Origin of the sequence: Cellulomonas sp. B6 (assembly GCF_001462455.1) — a bacterium.
Lineage (GTDB): Bacteria > Actinomycetota > Actinomycetes > Actinomycetales > Cellulomonadaceae > Cellulomonas.
On record NZ_LNTD01000086.1, the window covers coordinates 1 to 14,366 of the forward strand.

A 14,366-nucleotide genomic window follows, 5' to 3' on the forward strand; every position below is an offset into this window, starting at 1 on the left:
CACGAGGACCCGTGCCGACCGGGCGGAAGCCCGACGTCCGGCGCTCGGACGTCGTCAGTGTGAGGCCTGCACGGACGTTCGTCCAGCCCCGTCGACCGCCCCGGTGTCGGTGCAGGTCAGAGCCGTGTTCGAGCGTGCCGTGGCCGGCTGCTCCCGGGCAACGGCGCGGGTCGGTCGGAGCCGCGTCAGGCGCGTCGGCCGCGGCGACGTCCGGCCGTCGTGGGCGGGACGTCCGCGGGCCCGTCCTGCCGTCGCAGCAGCAGCGGCAGCACGATCGTCGCGAGGGCCGTCACGACCCACACGACGAGCGTCGCGAGGACCCACGCGGCGAGCCCCGAGATGCGCAGCCCCGACGTGAGCAGCTGCGCGAGGAGCAGCGCGACGAACGTCGAGAGCACGCCCACGCCTCCGAGCAGCGCGGGTGCGTACCGCGTGGTCGCGCGGACGGACAGCGGCGCCAGGAGCGACTGCGCGACCGCGAACACCACCACGGTCACGACGAACCCGGACGCGGTCACGCGCACGCCGTCGACCAGCAGCGCGGCCGCGAGCAGGCCGATCGCCGCCGAGCCGAGGAACACGGCGGCGCGCAGCAGCAGGCGGACCATGAGGTCACGGCAGCCCTGGCGGAGGCGACGCGGCGAGGGGTGGGTCCGCGCCCGTGGGACGGCGCGGGTGCGACGGCGGGCGTGCCGCGCGAGCATCGGGGGATGACCACCCGCGTCCCGCCCGTCCGGTCCCACCCGCTCCCGCGTCGCGCAGGGCGGCGGTGACGGCCGCCGACGCGGTGCGGGTCGTGGCCGTCGCGGACACGCACGTCCCGGCCCGGGCCCGCGACCTGCCCGCCGCCGTGTGGCACGCCGTCGACGACGCGGACCTCGTGGTGCACGCGGGGGACTGGGTGGTCGAGGACCTGCTCGACGCGTTCGAGCGCCGCGCTCGTCGGCTGCTCGCGTGCCACGGCAACAACGACCCGGCCGGTCTCGTCGCGCGCGTCCCGGAGGTCGCCACGGCCACCGTCGCGGGCGTCCGCGTGGGGGTCGTCCACGAGACGGGTGCGGCCACCGGACGCGAGCGGCGCTGCGACGAACGGTTCGGCGACCTGGACCTCCTCGTCTTCGGGCACAGCCACGTGCCGTGGGACTCCGTGACGCCGCGCGGGACGCGCCTGCTCAACCCCGGGTCGCCCACCGACCGGCGCCGGCAGCCGGAGTGCACGTACCTGACGTTCACGCTGCGCGACGGCGCGGTCGAGGACGTCGTGCTGCACCGGCTGCCGCAGCGAGCGCCCGCGCGCCGCGCTGCCGCGGGAAGCACGAAGGCACCTGACCCGCGGTGACGCGGGTCAGGTGCCTCGTGGATGCTCCCCCGACTGGACTCGAACCAGTAACCCTTCGATTAACAGTCGAATGCTCTGCCAATTGAGCTACGGGGGATCGTGCGGGAAAACCCTAGCAGGCCCGCGGGGGTGTCCCGGACACGCCCGCGGGCGCGGCCGGTGCGACGTGCGCCACGCCGCGGGACGTCAGGGTGCCAGGCCGGCCTCGGCGCGCACGTGGGCCTCGGCCGCCGCGACCGCGCGGGACACCGCGGCATCGCCGAGGTCGACCGTGCCGTCGCCGATGACCTGCGTGAACAGGTCGCCGTACTCGTCGCGCCGCAGGGCCACGCGCACCGGCCCGCGCGCGCCCGGCACGCTCACGTGCTCGACGTGCACGACCGACTGCTGCACCCGCTCGCGGAACGACTGCGCGAAGTCCCACGCGTCCGCGTCGGGGTCCAGCGCCAGCTCGGTGCGCGCGCCGCTGACCCAGTGCACCGTCAGCGTGCTCGTCGCGGCGTCCAGCGAGCCGCGATCGACGTCCGCCCACGGCGTGCGGACCGCGCCCTCCTCGCCCACGAGGTGCAGCGCACGTCGCGCGCTCACCGCCCAGCGTCCGTCGACCAGCGGGGCGGACGCGAGGATCGCGTCGGCGCGCAGGTCGAGCGAGCGGCGCAGCGGGTCGGGCAGGCGACGGCTTCGGGAGAACAGGGCCACGTGCCCACGGTAGTCCGCGCGCGCCGGTGCTCCGGCGATCACCTGGCCGGTGCCGCCACCGCGCCGCCCGGCTCGGCGCCGGCGACGTCCTCGGGCGTCCGCGGCGAGCGGCGCAGGTACCCCCAGGCGATGACCGCGCACGTCGCGCCGTTGAGGAAACCCACCGTGACGTCGCTGACCGAGTGCATGCCGCGGTACACGCGCGCGCTCCCCACCGCGAACGGCACGACGACGCACAGCACGGTCACGGCCCACCGCAGCGCGGGCCGCCGGATCCGCTGGGCGACGAGCGCGAGGGTCAGGTAGAACGCGGCGGACGCCCCGGTGTGCCCGCTGGGGAAGCTCGACGTCGGCGGCGCGTGGTCGAGGTGCTCGACGTCCGGACGCTCGCGGCCGACCACGGCCGCGGCGCTGAGGAAGACCGCCGCCTGCAGCGCGACCGCGAGCCCCAGCACCGTCGCGTACCACCACTGCCGCGTGCGCCACCAGGTCAGCGCGATGCCGACGAGGCACGCGCCGATCAGCGGCTCGGTCTGGCCGATCGCGGACAACCAGGTCGTGAGGGTGTCGAGCGCGGGCGTGCGCACGTCGACGAACCACCGGTTGACGGCCGCCTCACCGGGCAGCCCGTGCAACGGCCCGGTGATGACGAGTCCGAGGCCGACCACGACGCACCACAGCACGGCCGTCGGCAGCAGCGCACGACGCAGCAGGTCGCGACGCCACTCGCGGCCCGACGGTGCGCGGGTGTCGGTCTCCCAGCGGTGCCAGAACCTGCTCATGCGCCCTCCGGGCGGCCGGCGGACACCGGTGCGGCGTCCGGGTCGCGGGTGCCGCGGCCGCGGAACCCGACGTACGACGCGCCGACGACCGCGACGCCCAGGAGCGTCCCGGCGACGACGTCGGACGGGTAGTGCACGCCCAGCAGCACGCGGTCCGCCGCCGCGCCGACGATCGCGAGCGTCGCGACCGCGACGGCGGTGACGCGGCCCCGACGCCGCAGCGCCGGCCACGCGAGCACCGTGAGGGCGAGGGCGGCCATCGTCGTGCCGGCCGCGTGGCCGGACGGGAAGCTCGACCCCGGCGCGTGCGCGACCGCGTCCTCGATCACGGGCCGCGCGCGCTGCACGAGGCCCTTGGCGGCGAGCTGCAGCGCCCACCCGGCGGCGACCGTGGCGCCGGCCCACGCCGCACGCGCGCCGAGTCCGTGACGACGCCACGCCCACAGGCACACGAGCGGCACGACGACGAGGTTGAGCCACCGCGGCGCGAGGACGTCCTGCCACAGCACCAGCGTGGTGCGCAGCGGCGCCGACGCGCGCGTGAGGTCGGTGGCCGCGACGACCGTCGACTCGTCGAACCGCACGACGTCGTTGGAGCCGCCGCGCACCACGACCGCGAGCGCGACGACCGGCAGCGCGACCGCGGTGCCGAGCAGCACCGCGCGCAGCAGCGCGCGCGGTGCCGCACTGGACGGGCCTCCGGCGTCGCGCATGGCGAGAGGCTAGGGGCGCACCCGGTTCCGCGCGCGGGGAACCGGGCGGGGGCGCGTGACCGGTGGGCCAGGTGGGGCTTGAACCCACGACCGACGGATTATGAGTCCGCTGCTCTGACCGACTGAGCTACTGGCCCGCGGGCGGCAGCCTACCGAGGGGAGCGCTCGCGCCCGGTTCGTGGCGTTCCGGTCGCGGAGCGGGCCGTGCGCTGCGAGCATCGCCGCGGGCGTCCGGCGCGGGCCGGACCGGGTGGGGGAGCGGCAGCGAGGGAGGTCGCATGTCCACGGTCGCGGCGAGGTCGGGTCAGCACGCGTGGGAGGTCGGTGCGCGCGCGGGGTACGCCGCGAGCGGTCTGGTGCACGTGCTGATCGGTGTGCTGGCGCTGCAGCTCGCGCTCGGCTCGGGAGGGGGCAGCGCCGACCAGTCGGGGGCGTTCCAGCAGATCGCGCAGACGTCCTTCGGGGCGCTCGTGCTGTGGGTGTCGGTCGTGGCGTTCGTCGCGCTGGGCGCGTGGCAGGCGGCGGCCGCGCTCAGCGGGGCGGCGGGGGAGACGTCCGACCGCGTGAAGTCCGGTGCGAAGGCGGTCGTGTACCTCGCGCTGGCCGGCACGGCCTTCTCCGTGCTGCAGGGCGGCGGTTCCTCGAGCAGCGGCCAGACGACGAGCATGACCGGTCGGCTGATGCAGGCGCCGGCGGGGCGTGTGCTCGTCGGCGCGGTCGGTCTCGCCGTCGTCGTCGTGGGCGGGTACCACGTCTACAAGGGGCTGACGAAGAAGTTCCTCGAGGACCTGCACCGGCTGCCGAGCGGGACGACCGGTCGGGTGGCGCGCACCGCGGGGGTCGTGGGCTACGCCGCGAAGGGTGTGGCGCTCGGCGTGGTCGGGGTGCTGTTCGTCGTGGCGGCGGCCCACGCGAACCCCGACGAGGCGTCCGGGCTCGACGGTGCGCTGCAGGCGCTGCGCGAGGCGCCGGCCGGTCCGGTGCTGCTGGTCCTGGTCGCGCTGGGGCTCGTCGCGTTCGGTGGTTACTGCGCTGTCAGGGCTCGCTTCGGCCGGCTGTGACTTTTCACCCGCTCCGGACAGATCAGACGACCCTCCGGTTCTTGCACGCTTGTCCAGTTTCGGGCATAGTCGTCCTTCGTCAGCGACAAACGGCAAACCCGCCGCAAGGTGGGGACGCAAAGCCACGGGGCCCACGGGGTCAGCCGAGCTACCGAACGACGAAGGAGCACCACCCATGGCTGTTCAGACGCCTGCCACCGACGCCCCCCTCACGCAGGGTGCGCTGCTCACGCCGGGTGAGGTCGCGGTCCTGTTCCGCGTCGACCCCAAGACGGTGACGCGCTGGGCCCAGGCCGGCAAGCTCTCCGCCGTCCGCACGCTGGGCGGGCACCGCCGCTTCCACGAGGCCGAGGTGCGCCAGCTCCTGACGGGTGTTCCGCAGCAGCGCGTCGGGGAGTGACGCCCGCGTCGTCCGGGACGACGCATCGAGAGACGCCGACGCCGGTGGTGACCTGGTCACCACCGGCGTCGTGCTGCGTCGGGGGTCCGCTCCGCCGACCGTCGAACCCCGCGACGGCGGTTCGGCGCACCCCCGCGACGTGAAAGGATCAGGTCATGGCCCTGCGTGAGATCCGCACCGTCGGCGACCCCGTCCTGCGCACCCCGTGCGACCCCGTCACCACGATCGACGACCGCGTGCGCTCGCTCGTCGAGGACCTCCTCGAGACGGTCGACCAGGACGGTCGCGCCGGGCTCGCGGCCAACCAGATCGGCGTCAGCCTGCGCGCCTTCTCGTGGAACATCGACGACGAGATCGGCTACGTGCTGAACCCCGTGATCGTCGAGATGTCCGAGGACGAGTACCAGGACGGCGACGAGGGCTGCCTCTCGGTCCCCGGGCTGTGGTACCCGACGCACCGCGCGTGGTACGCCCGCGTGGTGGGCACCGACCTCGACGGCAAGGAGGTCGTGGTCGAGGGGGTCGAGCTCATGGCCCGTTGCCTCCAGCACGAGGTCGACCACCTCGACGGCATGCTCTACCTGGACCGGCTCGAGCGGTCGGTGCGCAAGAAGGCGATGCGCGCGATCCGCGAGCAGCTCTGACCGTGCGCCGGTCCGGCCTGCGCGTCCGCTGGACCTGCGCGGTCATCTGAGGCATCCTGTGCCTGCACGCCGCGTGCGTGGTGCTGTGCCGGAGGATCTTCCTGCCGGGGTACGAGGTCGTTGGGGAAGGCGACCCTCGAGCCCACTGGGAGGACAACATGGCCGGTGCCGTCACCCGCGGTGTCCTTTTCGTGCACTCCGCGCCGCGCGCGCTGTGCCCCCACGTCGAGTGGGCGGCTGGCAACGCGCTCGGAGTGCGCGTCAGCATGGACTGGACCGCGCAGCCGGCCGGTCCGAGCTTCTACCGCGCCGAGCTGTCCTGGCAGGGCACCCCCGGGACCGGTGCGCGTCTGGCCTCCGCGCTGCGCGGCTGGGCCCACCTCCGGTACGAGGTGACCGAGGAGGCCAGCGTCGGCGTCGACGGCTCGCGCTGGAGCCACACGCCCGAGCTCGGCATCTTCCACGCCCAGACGGACGTGCACGGCAACGTCGTCGTCCCCGAGGACCGCATCCGCGCGGCCCTGGAGCACGCCGCGGATCCCGAGCGTCTGCGCGCCGAGCTCGACCTCGCCCTCGGTCAGGCCTGGGACGACGAGCTCGAGCCGTTCCGGTACGCGGGCGCCGGCGCTCCCGTGCGCTGGCTGCACCGCGTCGGCTGACCGCACGCCGGGCGGTCCCGGCAGATCCGCAGCCTGTTCCTGGTGAACGTCCAGGTCCGGTTCCTACGGTCGCAGCGTCCCGTCAGCACGACGCGGCGCGAGCCGCGACCTGGGAGCCGCGACCATGCGCACCACGCACCGACGTTCGTTCGTCGTCCTCGCCACGACGGCCACGCTCACCACTCTCGCCGGCTGCGCCAGCGGCGCGGCCGGCGGCACCCCGGCCACCGGCGGCGACCCGAGCGCGGCCGCCACGCCCGCCGGCGGGGCGTCGACCCCCACCGCCTCCGCCGGTGGCACGTCCGCGGGGACCTACCGTGACGGCACGTACAGCGCGACGGGTGACTACCGCTCGCCCGGAGGCGAGCAGAAGGTCCAGGTGAAGGTCACCCTCGCGGACGACGTCGTGACGGCGGTCGAGGTCACGCCCGAGCCCTCGGACCCGACGTCGCAGTCCTACCAGCAGCGGTTCGCGTCGGGCGTCGCCGAGCAGGTCGTCGGCAAGCGGCTCGACGAGGTGCACGTCGACCGTGTCTCCGGCTCGTCCCTGACGTCGCAGGGCTTCGCGGCGGCCCTCGCGCAGATCGCGACCGATGCACGGGGCTGAGGTCGCGTTCGAGGCGATCGGCACGGCGTGGCGGATCACCACGGCCACGCCGCTGCCCGACGCGACGCTCGACCGCGTGCACGCGACCATCGCCGCCTACGACCGGGTCTGGTCGCGGTTCCGTGACGACTCGGTCGTCCGCGAGCTGGCCCGCACCGGGGGCACGTGCACGCTGCCCGACCACGGTGGTGCGCTCCTCGACCTGTACGACGTGCTCGATGAGCGCACGCACGGCGCGGTCACGCCGCTGGTCGGAGCGAGCCTCGAACGCCTCGGCTACGACGCGGGCTACCACCTGCGGGCCTCCGGGCCGGCCCTGCCCGCGCCCCGCACGCCGGTGCTGCGCGACGGGGCGACGATCACGCTCGCGGCTCCCGCGCTGCTCGACGTCGGCGCGGCGGGGAAGGGCCAGCTCGTCGACCTCGTGGCCGCTGAGCTGCGCGCCTGCGGCGTGGGGGAGTACGTCGTCGACGCGGGCGGCGACCTCGTGCACCGCGGGCCCGACGCGCTGCGCGTCGGCCTGCAGGCGCCGGGCGACCCCACGCACGTGCTCGGCGTGGTCGACGTGCGCGACCGCGCGCTGTGCGGGTCGGCGGTCGACCGACGTGCCTGGGGCGACGGCCTGCACCACGTCGTCGACGCGCGCACCGGGACGCCCACGCGCGACGTCGTCGCGACGTGGGTCGTCGCGGACCGCGCGATGGACGCCGACGGGCTCGCGACCGCGCTGTTCTTCGCCGACCCGGACCTGCTGCAGGACGTGGTCGAGCACACCTACGTCCGTGTGCACGCCGACGGACGCGCGCGCTTCGCCCTCGACCTGCCGGGAGAGGTGTTCTCGTGACGCGCGTCGACGCGCTCCTCGGGCGCCTGACCACGTACCGCGTCGTCTCGCTGGGGCTCGTCGCGCTCGTCGCGGCGGCCACCGTGCTGGCGTCGGTCGGGCGCGTCGGGGTCGACCCGATCGCGCTGCTGGTCGGTGCGCTCGTGGCGGTCGCGGCGACCCTGGCCGCGTCGTGGGTCGGCGGCAGGGTCGTGGGCCGACGCGTGCACGTCGAGTCCTCGGTCGTCAGCGGCCTGATCCTCGCGCTGCTGCTGTGGCCGTCGCTCGAGCCGGCCGCGCTCGTGACGCTCGCGGGGGCGGGGGTCCTCGCCGGCGCGTCGAAGTACGTGCTGACCTGGCACGGCCGGCACGTGCTCAACCCCGCGGCGGCCGGTGCGCTCGGTGCGGGTCTCGTCGCGTGGCCGCTGCTCGGCGTCGCCGGCGCTGCGTGGTGGGTCGCGACGCCCGCGCTGCTGCCCGTCGTCGCCGTCGTCGGGCTCGCGGTCGTGCTGCGGACGCGGCACCTCGTGCCGGTGGTCGCCTACCTCGGCACGGGTCTCGCGGTGGTCGTGCCCGGGCTGGTCGCCGACGGCGCCGCACCCGGTGCGGCGCTGCTCACCGCGCTGGGCTCCTACCCGCTGCTGTTCGCGGGCGCCGTCATGCTCACCGAGCCGCTCACGCTCCCGGCGCGACGCTGGCAGCAGGGTGTCGAGGCCGTCGTCGTCGCACTGCTGACGGTGCTGCCCTGGCGCCTGGGCGTGGTCGCCGCCTCGCCCGAGGTGGCGCTGCTCGTGGGCAACGCGCTCGCGTTCGCGGTCGGCCGGCGCGGCGGCGTGCGTCTCGCGGTCGTCGCGAGCCGTGCGATCGCCCCCGACGTCCACGAGGTGACGTTCGCGCCGTCGCGCCCGCTGCGCGTCGTGCCCGGCCAGTGGGTCGAGCTGCACGTGCCGCACGTGCCCGACGCGCGCGGGGTCCGGCGCACGTTCTCGGTGATCCCCGGCGACGACGGCACCGTCGCGTTCGCCTACCGGCTCGGCGCCGCTCCCAGCTCGTTCAAGCGCACGCTCACCGCGCTGCCGCCGGGCGCGGTCGTCGACGTCGCGGCCGTGGGCGGTGACGTCCGGCTGCCGCGTGCGCCGGGCGCGCCGGTGCTGCTGCTCGCGGGAGGAATCGGCGTGACGCCGTTCGTGGCGATGGCCGAGCAGGCCGCGCACGAGGGCCGGGACGCGGTCCTCGTGCTGCGGCACGGTGCCGCGAGCCCACCGCCGTACGTCGAGCGGCTCACCGCGACGGGGACGCGCACCTTCCTCGTGGGGCCGCGGCCCGACTGGCCGCTGCCCGCGCGCTGGCACCACGTCGGACCCGACCTGACGCCGCGCGTGCTGGCCGAGGCCGTGCCGGACCTGTCCCGTCGGCGCGCGTACGCGTCGGGGTCGCCGTCCTGGGTCGCGCGCGCGTCGCAGGTGCTGCGCACGTGCGGCGTGCGCCGCGTCCGCCGCGACGCGTTCGTCGGGTACGGCGCGCCCCGCCCGCGCGCAGGCACGGACGGGGCGGGCGGGCGGCGTCAGGCGGAGGTGACCACGAGCGCGACGTTGTGACCGCCGAACCCGAACGAGTTGTTCACCGCGGCGATCTGGCCCTCGGGCAGCGCGCGCGGCGTGCCGCGCACGAGGTCGAGCACGAGCTCGGGGTCGGGGTTCTCGACGTTGATCGTCGGCGGCGCCTGCCGCTCGTGCACCGCGAGCACCGTGAAGATCGTCTCGAGCGCACCCGCGCCGCCCAGCAGGTGGCCGGTCATCGACTTGGTCGCGGACAGCGCGACGTGGTCCGCGTCGTCGCCCAGCACGCCGCGGATCGAGCGCGCCTCGATGAGGTCGCCGACGACCGTCGACGTCGCGTGCGCGTTGACGTGCACGACGTCGGTCGCGGCGACGCCCGAGTCGGCGAGCGCGGCGCGCATCGCACGGACCTGCCCGTCGCCCGAGGGCTCGGGGGACGTGATGTGGTAGCCGTCGGCCGACAGGCCGACGCCGCCGATGCGCGCGTACACGCGCGCACCGCGGGCCGCCGCGTGCGCGGCGGACTCGAGCACGACGACGCCCGCGCCCTCACCGATGACGAAGCCGTCACGGTCGACGTCGTACGGCCGCGAGGCGCCCGTCGGGTCGTCGTTGCGCAGCGACAGCGTGCGCGAGGCCGCGAACGCCGCGATCGGCATGGGGTGGATGGTGGCCTCGGTGCCGCCGGCGACGACGACGTCGGCGCGACCCGAGCGGATCATCTCGACGCCGTAGCCGATCGCCTCGGCGCCGGACGCGCACGCCGAGACGAGCGCGTGCGCACCGGCACGCGCGCCGAGCTCGAGCGACACGTACGCGACGGGGGAGTTCGGCATCAGCATCGGCACGGTCATGGGCAGCACGCGACGGCCGCCCTTCTCGCGCAGCGTGTCCCACGCGTCGAGCGTCGTCCAGATGCCGCCGATGCCCGACGACACGACCGCGCCCAGGCGCTCGCCGTCGACCTCGGGGGCGCCCGCGTCGGCCCACGCCTCGCGCGTCGCGATCAGCGCGTACTGCGCGGACGGGTCCATGCGCTTGATCTCGGGGCGCGTGAGCACCTGGTCGGGCGTGACCTTGATCGTCGCGCCGAAGGACACGCCGATCTCGTAGCGCTCGGCCCAGTCGTTCTCGAACGGGCGGGCGCCGGACTCGCCGGCGAGCGCGGCGCGCCACGTGCTGGGGACGTCACCGCCGAGCGGCGTGGTGGCGCCCAGGCCGGTGACGACGACCTCGGGGACGGTGCTCATGGGGGTTTCTCCTCGGGTGGGTCGGGCGGTGCGCACGGCAGGGGTGCCGGCGCACCGCCCGTGGCCGCGGGTGCGGCGCGCAGGCTCAGGCCTGGGCGCCCGCGATGAAGCTCACGGCGTCGCCGACGGTCGCGAGGTTCTTGACCTCGTCGTCGGGGATCCGGACCTCGAACTTCTCCTCCGCCAGCGTGACGATCGTCATCATCGACAGCGAGTCGATGTCGAGGTCGTCGGTGAAGGACTTCTCGGGCAGGACGGCGTCGGTCGGCAGACCGGTCTCCTCGCTGACGATCTCGGCCAGGCCGGCCAGGATCTCCTGCTCGCTGTGCGCCATCGGGGGTCTCCTCGTGTCAGGTGGTGCAGGGACGTGCTGAACGGTACAGGCGCACGGTGCGCCGACCGCCCGGGTCACGGGTCAGGGCAGGACGACGACCTGCGCGGCGTAGACGAGGCCCGCGCCGAAGCCGATCTGCAGCGCCAGCGCGCCCGAGGGCACCTGGCCCTCGCGCAGCAGGCGCTCGGCCGCGAGCGGGATCGACGCGGCCGAGGTGTTGCCGGTGTCGGCGATGTCACGGCCCACGACGACCGACTCGGGCAGCTTGAGCTGCTTGATCATCTGGTCGATGATCCGCATGTTCGCCTGGTGCGGGATGAACGCCTCGATGTCCTCGGGGGCGACCCCGGCGGCGTCCATGGCCTTCTGCGCGACGGGCGCCATCTGCCACACCGCCCACTTGAAGACCGACTGGCCCTCCTGGCGCAGGGTCGGCCAGCCAGCGCCCTCGTCGCGCGTCGCGAGCCACGAGTGCGTCTGGCGGATGGCCTGCGCCTGCCCGCCGTCCGAGCCCCAGATCGTCGGGCCGATGCCGGGCGTGTCGGACGCGCCGACGATCACGGCTCCGGCCCCGTCGCCGAGCAGGAACGAGATCGACCGGTCCGTCGGGTCGACGAACTCGCTCATCTTCTCGGCACCGATCACCAGCACGTTGCGTGCCGTGCCGGCGCGCACGAGCGCGTCGGCCTGGCCGATGCCGTAGCAGTAGCCCGCGCACGCGGCCGAGATGTCGTAGGCCGCGGCGGGCGTCGCGCCGATGCGGTCCGCGACGATCGCGGCACCGGCGGGCGTCTGGTGGAAGTAGGTGACGGTCGACAGGATCACGGCGTCGATGTCGGCACCCGTGAGCCCGGCGTTCTCGAGCGCGGCGCGCGCGGCGCCCTCGGCGAGGTCGAGCACGTCGGTGCCCGCCTCGGCGCGGCGGCGCGTGACGATGCCGGTGCGCTGGCGGATCCACTCGTCGGACGAGTCGATGGGGCCCACGAGCTCGTCGTTGGGCACGACGCGCTCGCCGCGCACACCGCCCAGTCCGAGGATGCGCGTGTGCGCGGGGCCGGTGGACTGCGTGAGGGTCGGACGGGTCACGACTGGCTCTCCTGTGCGGTGGTGCCGGCGTGCCGACGCACGAGGTCGCGCGCGGCGTCGAGGTCGGCGGGGGACTTCAGCGCGAGCGTCTCGACGCCGGGCAGCGTACGCCGCGCGAGTCCGGTGAGGACACCGCCGGGCGCGACCTCGAGGAGCGCGGTGACGCCGAGCTCGAGGAGCGTGGTCTGGCACAGGTCCCAGCGCACGGGGCGCGCGACCTGGCCGACGATGCGCGTCAGCGCGTCCGCTCCGCTCGCGACCGCCGCGCCGTCGGCGTTGCCGAGCAGCGTGACGACGGGCTCGCGCGGCACGACCGTGGCGGCGGCCGCCGCCAGCTCGTCGACCGCCGGCGCCATGTATCGGGTGTGGAACGCGCCGGCTACCTGCAGCGGCACGACGCGGGTGCGCGCGGGGGCGTCGGCGGCGAGCGCGGCGAGCGCGTCGAGCGCCCCGGCCGCGACGACCTGGCCGCCGCCGTTGACGTTGGCGGGCACCAGGTCGAGCGCCTCGAGCCGGGCCAGGACCTCGTCCGGGTCGCCGCCCAGCACGGCGCTCATGCCCGTGGGCGTCGCGGCGGCCGCGCGGGCCATCGCGGCGCCGCGGACGGCCACGAGCCGCAACGCGTCGTCGTCGGTCAGCACGCCCGCGGCCGCGGCGGCCGCGAGCTCGCCGACCGAGTGGCCCGCGGCGACGTCGAACGACGCCGGTGCGAGCTGCGCGAGGTCGGCCGTGACGTCCGCGCCGAGCACCGCGCGCAGGCTCGCGAGCGCGGTCGCGACGAGCAGCGGCTGCGCGACCGCGGTGTCACGGATCGTCTCGGCGTCCGAGACGGTGCCGTGGGCGAGCAGGTCGACGCCGACGACGTCGCTCGCGCGCGTCAGCGCGTCGGCGAAGCCGTCGACCTCGGTCCACGGGACGAGCATGCCGGGGGACTGGGCACCCTGGCCGGGGCAGGCGACGACGAGCACCCGACCACTGTGCCGCCCGGCGGGCCCGTCGCCCGGTCACGGCTCGTACCAACCTCGCGACCCAGCCTTGTCGGACCTGTACAAAGCCGGTGGCGCCCACGTCGTCAGCGGCCTGCCGGGGCCGCCGGGGCTGGCCAGGTCGTGCGGGTCAGGCGGTCGCGGCGGCGTCGAGCCGCCCGACGGCGAGAGCCGTCTGCAGCACGTACGACTCCCGCGCGTCCAGCGGGTCCCACCCGGTGACGTCAGCGACGCGCTTGAGCCGGTAGCGCACCGTGTTGGGGTGGACGTACAGCGTGCGCGCGGCGGCCTCGAGCGACCGTCCGGCACCGAGGTACGCCGAGAGGGTCTCGAGCAGCGACCCCTGGCTCGCGGCGAGCGGCGCGTACGCACGCTCGACGAGCGCGCGACGGGCGTCCTCGTCGCCCACGAGCACACGCTCGGGCAGCAGGTCGTCGGCCAGCACCGGACGCGGCGCCTGCTCCCACCCCGGTGCCGCGGCCAGCCCGGCCAGCGCGGCGCGCGCCGAGCGCGTCGCCTCCGCGAGACCGGGAGCGAGCGGGCCGATCACCACCGGCCCGGGGCCGAACCGGGGGAGCAGCGACATCGCGGCGGCGCGCAGGTCCCCCTCGCCGCCGAGGAACACCACGAGCCGGTCGCCCATGATCCCGACGAGCGCGTCGTCGGCCGAGCGGCGCGTCGCGCGTCGCAGGTCGGCCGAGCGGACCTCGTCCATGTGCGCGGCGGCCGTGCCGACGACGACGAGCGTCGAGCCGCGTCCGCCCCAGCCCAGGGCCGAGACGCGCGAGCGCAGCGAGTCGTCGCCGTCGCCGCGCACGAGCGCGTCGACGACGAGCGCCTCGAGCCGCGCGTCCCACGCGCCGCGCACCTCGGCGGCGCGCGCGTAGACCTCGGCCGCCGAGAACGCGACCTCGCGGGAGTACCGGACCACGGCCTCGCGCAGCTCGCGCTCGGCGCCGGGCGCGGCCAGCCGGTCGGAGTGGGCCTCCACGACGTCGACGACGATGCGCACGAGCTGCAGGGTGTGCTGCAGCGAGATCGAGCGCGTCAGCTCGGGCGGGGCGGCCGCGAAGATCTCGCCGACGCCGTGCGGCGGCCGCGTCGGGTCGGCGTACCAGGACGTGAACGCCGTGATCGCGGACTGCGCGACCAGGTTGACCCACGAGCGGTCCTCGGCGGGCAGCGCGCGGTACCACTCCAGGTCGGCGTCGAGCCGGCGCATCGCAGCCGCCGACAGCAGGCCGGCGCCCTCGCGCACGCGGCGGTGCGTCTCGCTCTGGTCGGCAGCGGCGTCGCCGGCGGCCGTCGTGCCCGGACCCGTCGCCCCGGTCGCGGGGGTGGTGCCGCGCCGGCGGGGCGCACGCGCCGCCGGCGGCCTGGGAGACGTCGCCATGAGCGCGAGCATAGGTCGCGCGTTGTGGGAA

The 14,366-nt window shown here is 75.6% G+C and carries 17 protein-coding genes, 2 tRNA genes and 1 riboswitch; of the genes, 8 read left to right on the forward strand and 11 right to left on the reverse strand.

Annotated elements, in window-relative coordinates:
• Positions 1-185: 185 nt before the first annotated feature.
• Positions 186-608, reverse strand: coding sequence for a phage holin family protein (locus tag ATM99_RS07730; RefSeq protein ID WP_062102338.1), 423 nt, complete (start codon positions 606-608; stop codon positions 186-188).
• 161 nt (positions 609-769) lie between these two features.
• Between ATM99_RS07730 and ATM99_RS07735 the strand changes: the two genes are divergently transcribed.
• A complete protein-coding gene (locus ATM99_RS07735; protein WP_223304882.1) occupies positions 770-1,339 on the forward strand; it encodes a metallophosphoesterase in 570 nt (189 codons plus the stop codon).
• A gap of 24 nt (positions 1,340-1,363) precedes the next feature.
• Here the strand turns inward: ATM99_RS07735 and ATM99_RS07740 are convergent.
• From ATM99_RS07740 to ATM99_RS07760, 5 genes are all read right to left on the reverse strand, one after another.
• Positions 1,364-1,436, reverse strand: a tRNA-Asn gene (locus ATM99_RS07740).
• 89 nt (positions 1,437-1,525) lie between these two features.
• Positions 1,526-2,038 (reverse strand): hypothetical protein, encoded by a 513-nt coding sequence (locus ATM99_RS07745; RefSeq protein WP_062102443.1) that lies wholly within the window; start codon positions 2,036-2,038, stop codon positions 1,526-1,528.
• A 38-nt stretch (positions 2,039-2,076) separates the two neighbouring features.
• The gene (locus ATM99_RS07750; protein ID WP_062102339.1) at positions 2,077-2,820 is read right to left on the reverse strand and encodes a phosphatase PAP2 family protein; all 744 of its coding nucleotides are present in this window, start codon (positions 2,818-2,820) and stop codon (positions 2,077-2,079) included.
• Complete coding sequence (locus tag ATM99_RS07755) at positions 2,817-3,533, reverse strand: phosphatase PAP2 family protein (protein WP_062102340.1); 717 nt, start codon at positions 3,531-3,533, stop codon at positions 2,817-2,819. Before ATM99_RS07755 ends, ATM99_RS07750 begins: the two co-directional genes overlap by 4 nt.
• A gap of 63 nt (positions 3,534-3,596) precedes the next feature.
• Positions 3,597-3,670, reverse strand: a tRNA-Ile gene (locus tag ATM99_RS07760).
• A gap of 141 nt (positions 3,671-3,811) precedes the next feature.
• On the opposite strand from ATM99_RS07760, the gene ATM99_RS07765 reads away from it, so the two are divergent.
• The 7 genes from ATM99_RS07765 to ATM99_RS07795 all read left to right on the forward strand — a co-directional run bounded on the left by ATM99_RS07765 (position 3,812) and on the right by ATM99_RS07795 (position 9,325).
• Positions 3,812-4,594: a DUF1206 domain-containing protein gene (locus ATM99_RS07765; RefSeq protein WP_062102341.1), complete on the forward strand. Its 783-nt coding sequence runs from the start codon at positions 3,812-3,814 to the stop codon at positions 4,592-4,594.
• Positions 4,595-4,675: 81 nt separating this feature from the next.
• Positions 4,676-4,750, forward strand: a riboswitch (cyclic di-GMP riboswitch).
• Positions 4,751-4,769: 19 nt separating this feature from the next.
• Positions 4,770-4,994 (forward strand): BldC family transcriptional regulator, encoded by a 225-nt coding sequence (locus tag ATM99_RS07770; protein WP_062102342.1) that lies wholly within the window; start codon positions 4,770-4,772, stop codon positions 4,992-4,994.
• 155 nt (positions 4,995-5,149) lie between these two features.
• Entirely contained in the window at positions 5,150-5,638 is a 489-nt protein-coding gene (gene def, locus ATM99_RS07775) for a peptide deformylase (protein ID WP_062102343.1), read from the forward strand.
• A gap of 158 nt (positions 5,639-5,796) precedes the next feature.
• Complete coding sequence (locus tag ATM99_RS07780; protein ID WP_062102344.1) at positions 5,797-6,297, forward strand: DUF3145 domain-containing protein; 501 nt, start codon at positions 5,797-5,799, stop codon at positions 6,295-6,297.
• 124 nt (positions 6,298-6,421) lie between these two features.
• Positions 6,422-6,904 carry an FMN-binding protein gene (locus ATM99_RS07785; RefSeq protein WP_062102345.1) on the forward strand — a complete coding sequence of 161 codons (483 nt, stop codon included), beginning with the start codon at positions 6,422-6,424 and terminating at the stop codon, positions 6,902-6,904.
• Positions 6,891-7,748: an FAD:protein FMN transferase gene (locus ATM99_RS07790; protein WP_062102346.1), complete on the forward strand. Its 858-nt coding sequence runs from the start codon at positions 6,891-6,893 to the stop codon at positions 7,746-7,748. The genes ATM99_RS07785 and ATM99_RS07790 overlap by 14 nt, the downstream gene beginning before the upstream one ends.
• Positions 7,745-9,325, forward strand: a complete 1,581-nt coding sequence (locus ATM99_RS07795) for an FAD-dependent oxidoreductase (protein ID WP_062102347.1) — start codon at positions 7,745-7,747, stop codon at positions 9,323-9,325. The genes ATM99_RS07790 and ATM99_RS07795 overlap by 4 nt, the downstream gene beginning before the upstream one ends.
• Here ATM99_RS07795 and ATM99_RS07800 read toward each other — a convergent pair.
• From ATM99_RS07800 to ATM99_RS07820, 5 genes are all read right to left on the reverse strand, one after another.
• Entirely contained in the window at positions 9,292-10,536 is a 1,245-nt protein-coding gene (locus ATM99_RS07800; protein WP_062102348.1) for a beta-ketoacyl synthase, read from the reverse strand. The genes ATM99_RS07795 and ATM99_RS07800 overlap by 34 nt on opposite strands.
• 85 nt (positions 10,537-10,621) lie before the next feature.
• A complete protein-coding gene (locus ATM99_RS07805; protein ID WP_046528618.1) occupies positions 10,622-10,870 on the reverse strand; it encodes an acyl carrier protein in 249 nt (82 codons plus the stop codon).
• A gap of 81 nt (positions 10,871-10,951) precedes the next feature.
• Entirely contained in the window at positions 10,952-11,956 is a 1,005-nt protein-coding gene (locus ATM99_RS07810) for a beta-ketoacyl-ACP synthase III (protein ID WP_062102349.1), read from the reverse strand.
• Positions 11,953-12,924, reverse strand: coding sequence for an ACP S-malonyltransferase (locus ATM99_RS07815; protein WP_062102350.1), 972 nt, complete (start codon positions 12,922-12,924; stop codon positions 11,953-11,955). Before ATM99_RS07815 ends, ATM99_RS07810 begins: the two co-directional genes overlap by 4 nt.
• A 148-nt stretch (positions 12,925-13,072) precedes the next feature.
• A complete protein-coding gene (locus ATM99_RS07820; RefSeq protein WP_062102444.1) occupies positions 13,073-14,335 on the reverse strand; it encodes a CdaR family transcriptional regulator in 1,263 nt (420 codons plus the stop codon).
• Positions 14,336-14,366: the final 31 nt, after the last annotated feature.

Coding starts and splice junctions, on each gene's coding strand:
- ATM99_RS07730 (WP_062102338.1), bottom strand. CDS start 608: ATGGTCCGCCTGCTGCTGCGCGCCGCCGTGTTCCTCGGCTCGGCGGCG.
- ATM99_RS07750 (WP_062102339.1), bottom strand. CDS start 2,820: ATGAGCAGGTTCTGGCACCGCTGGGAGACCGACACCCGCGCACCGTCG.
- ATM99_RS07755 (WP_062102340.1), bottom strand. CDS start 3,533: ATGCGCGACGCCGGAGGCCCGTCCAGTGCGGCACCGCGCGCGCTGCTG.
- ATM99_RS07765 (WP_062102341.1), top strand. CDS start 3,812: ATGTCCACGGTCGCGGCGAGGTCGGGTCAGCACGCGTGGGAGGTCGGT.
- ATM99_RS07770 (WP_062102342.1), top strand. CDS start 4,770: ATGGCTGTTCAGACGCCTGCCACCGACGCCCCCCTCACGCAGGGTGCG.
- def (WP_062102343.1), top strand. CDS start 5,150: ATGGCCCTGCGTGAGATCCGCACCGTCGGCGACCCCGTCCTGCGCACC.
- ATM99_RS07780 (WP_062102344.1), top strand. CDS start 5,797: ATGGCCGGTGCCGTCACCCGCGGTGTCCTTTTCGTGCACTCCGCGCCG.
- ATM99_RS07785 (WP_062102345.1), top strand. CDS start 6,422: ATGCGCACCACGCACCGACGTTCGTTCGTCGTCCTCGCCACGACGGCC.
- ATM99_RS07790 (WP_062102346.1), top strand. CDS start 6,891: ATGCACGGGGCTGAGGTCGCGTTCGAGGCGATCGGCACGGCGTGGCGG.
- ATM99_RS07800 (WP_062102348.1), bottom strand. CDS start 10,536: ATGAGCACCGTCCCCGAGGTCGTCGTCACCGGCCTGGGCGCCACCACG.
- ATM99_RS07805 (WP_046528618.1), bottom strand. CDS start 10,870: ATGGCGCACAGCGAGCAGGAGATCCTGGCCGGCCTGGCCGAGATCGTC.
- ATM99_RS07820 (WP_062102444.1), bottom strand. CDS start 14,335: ATGGCGACGTCTCCCAGGCCGCCGGCGGCGCGTGCGCCCCGCCGGCGC.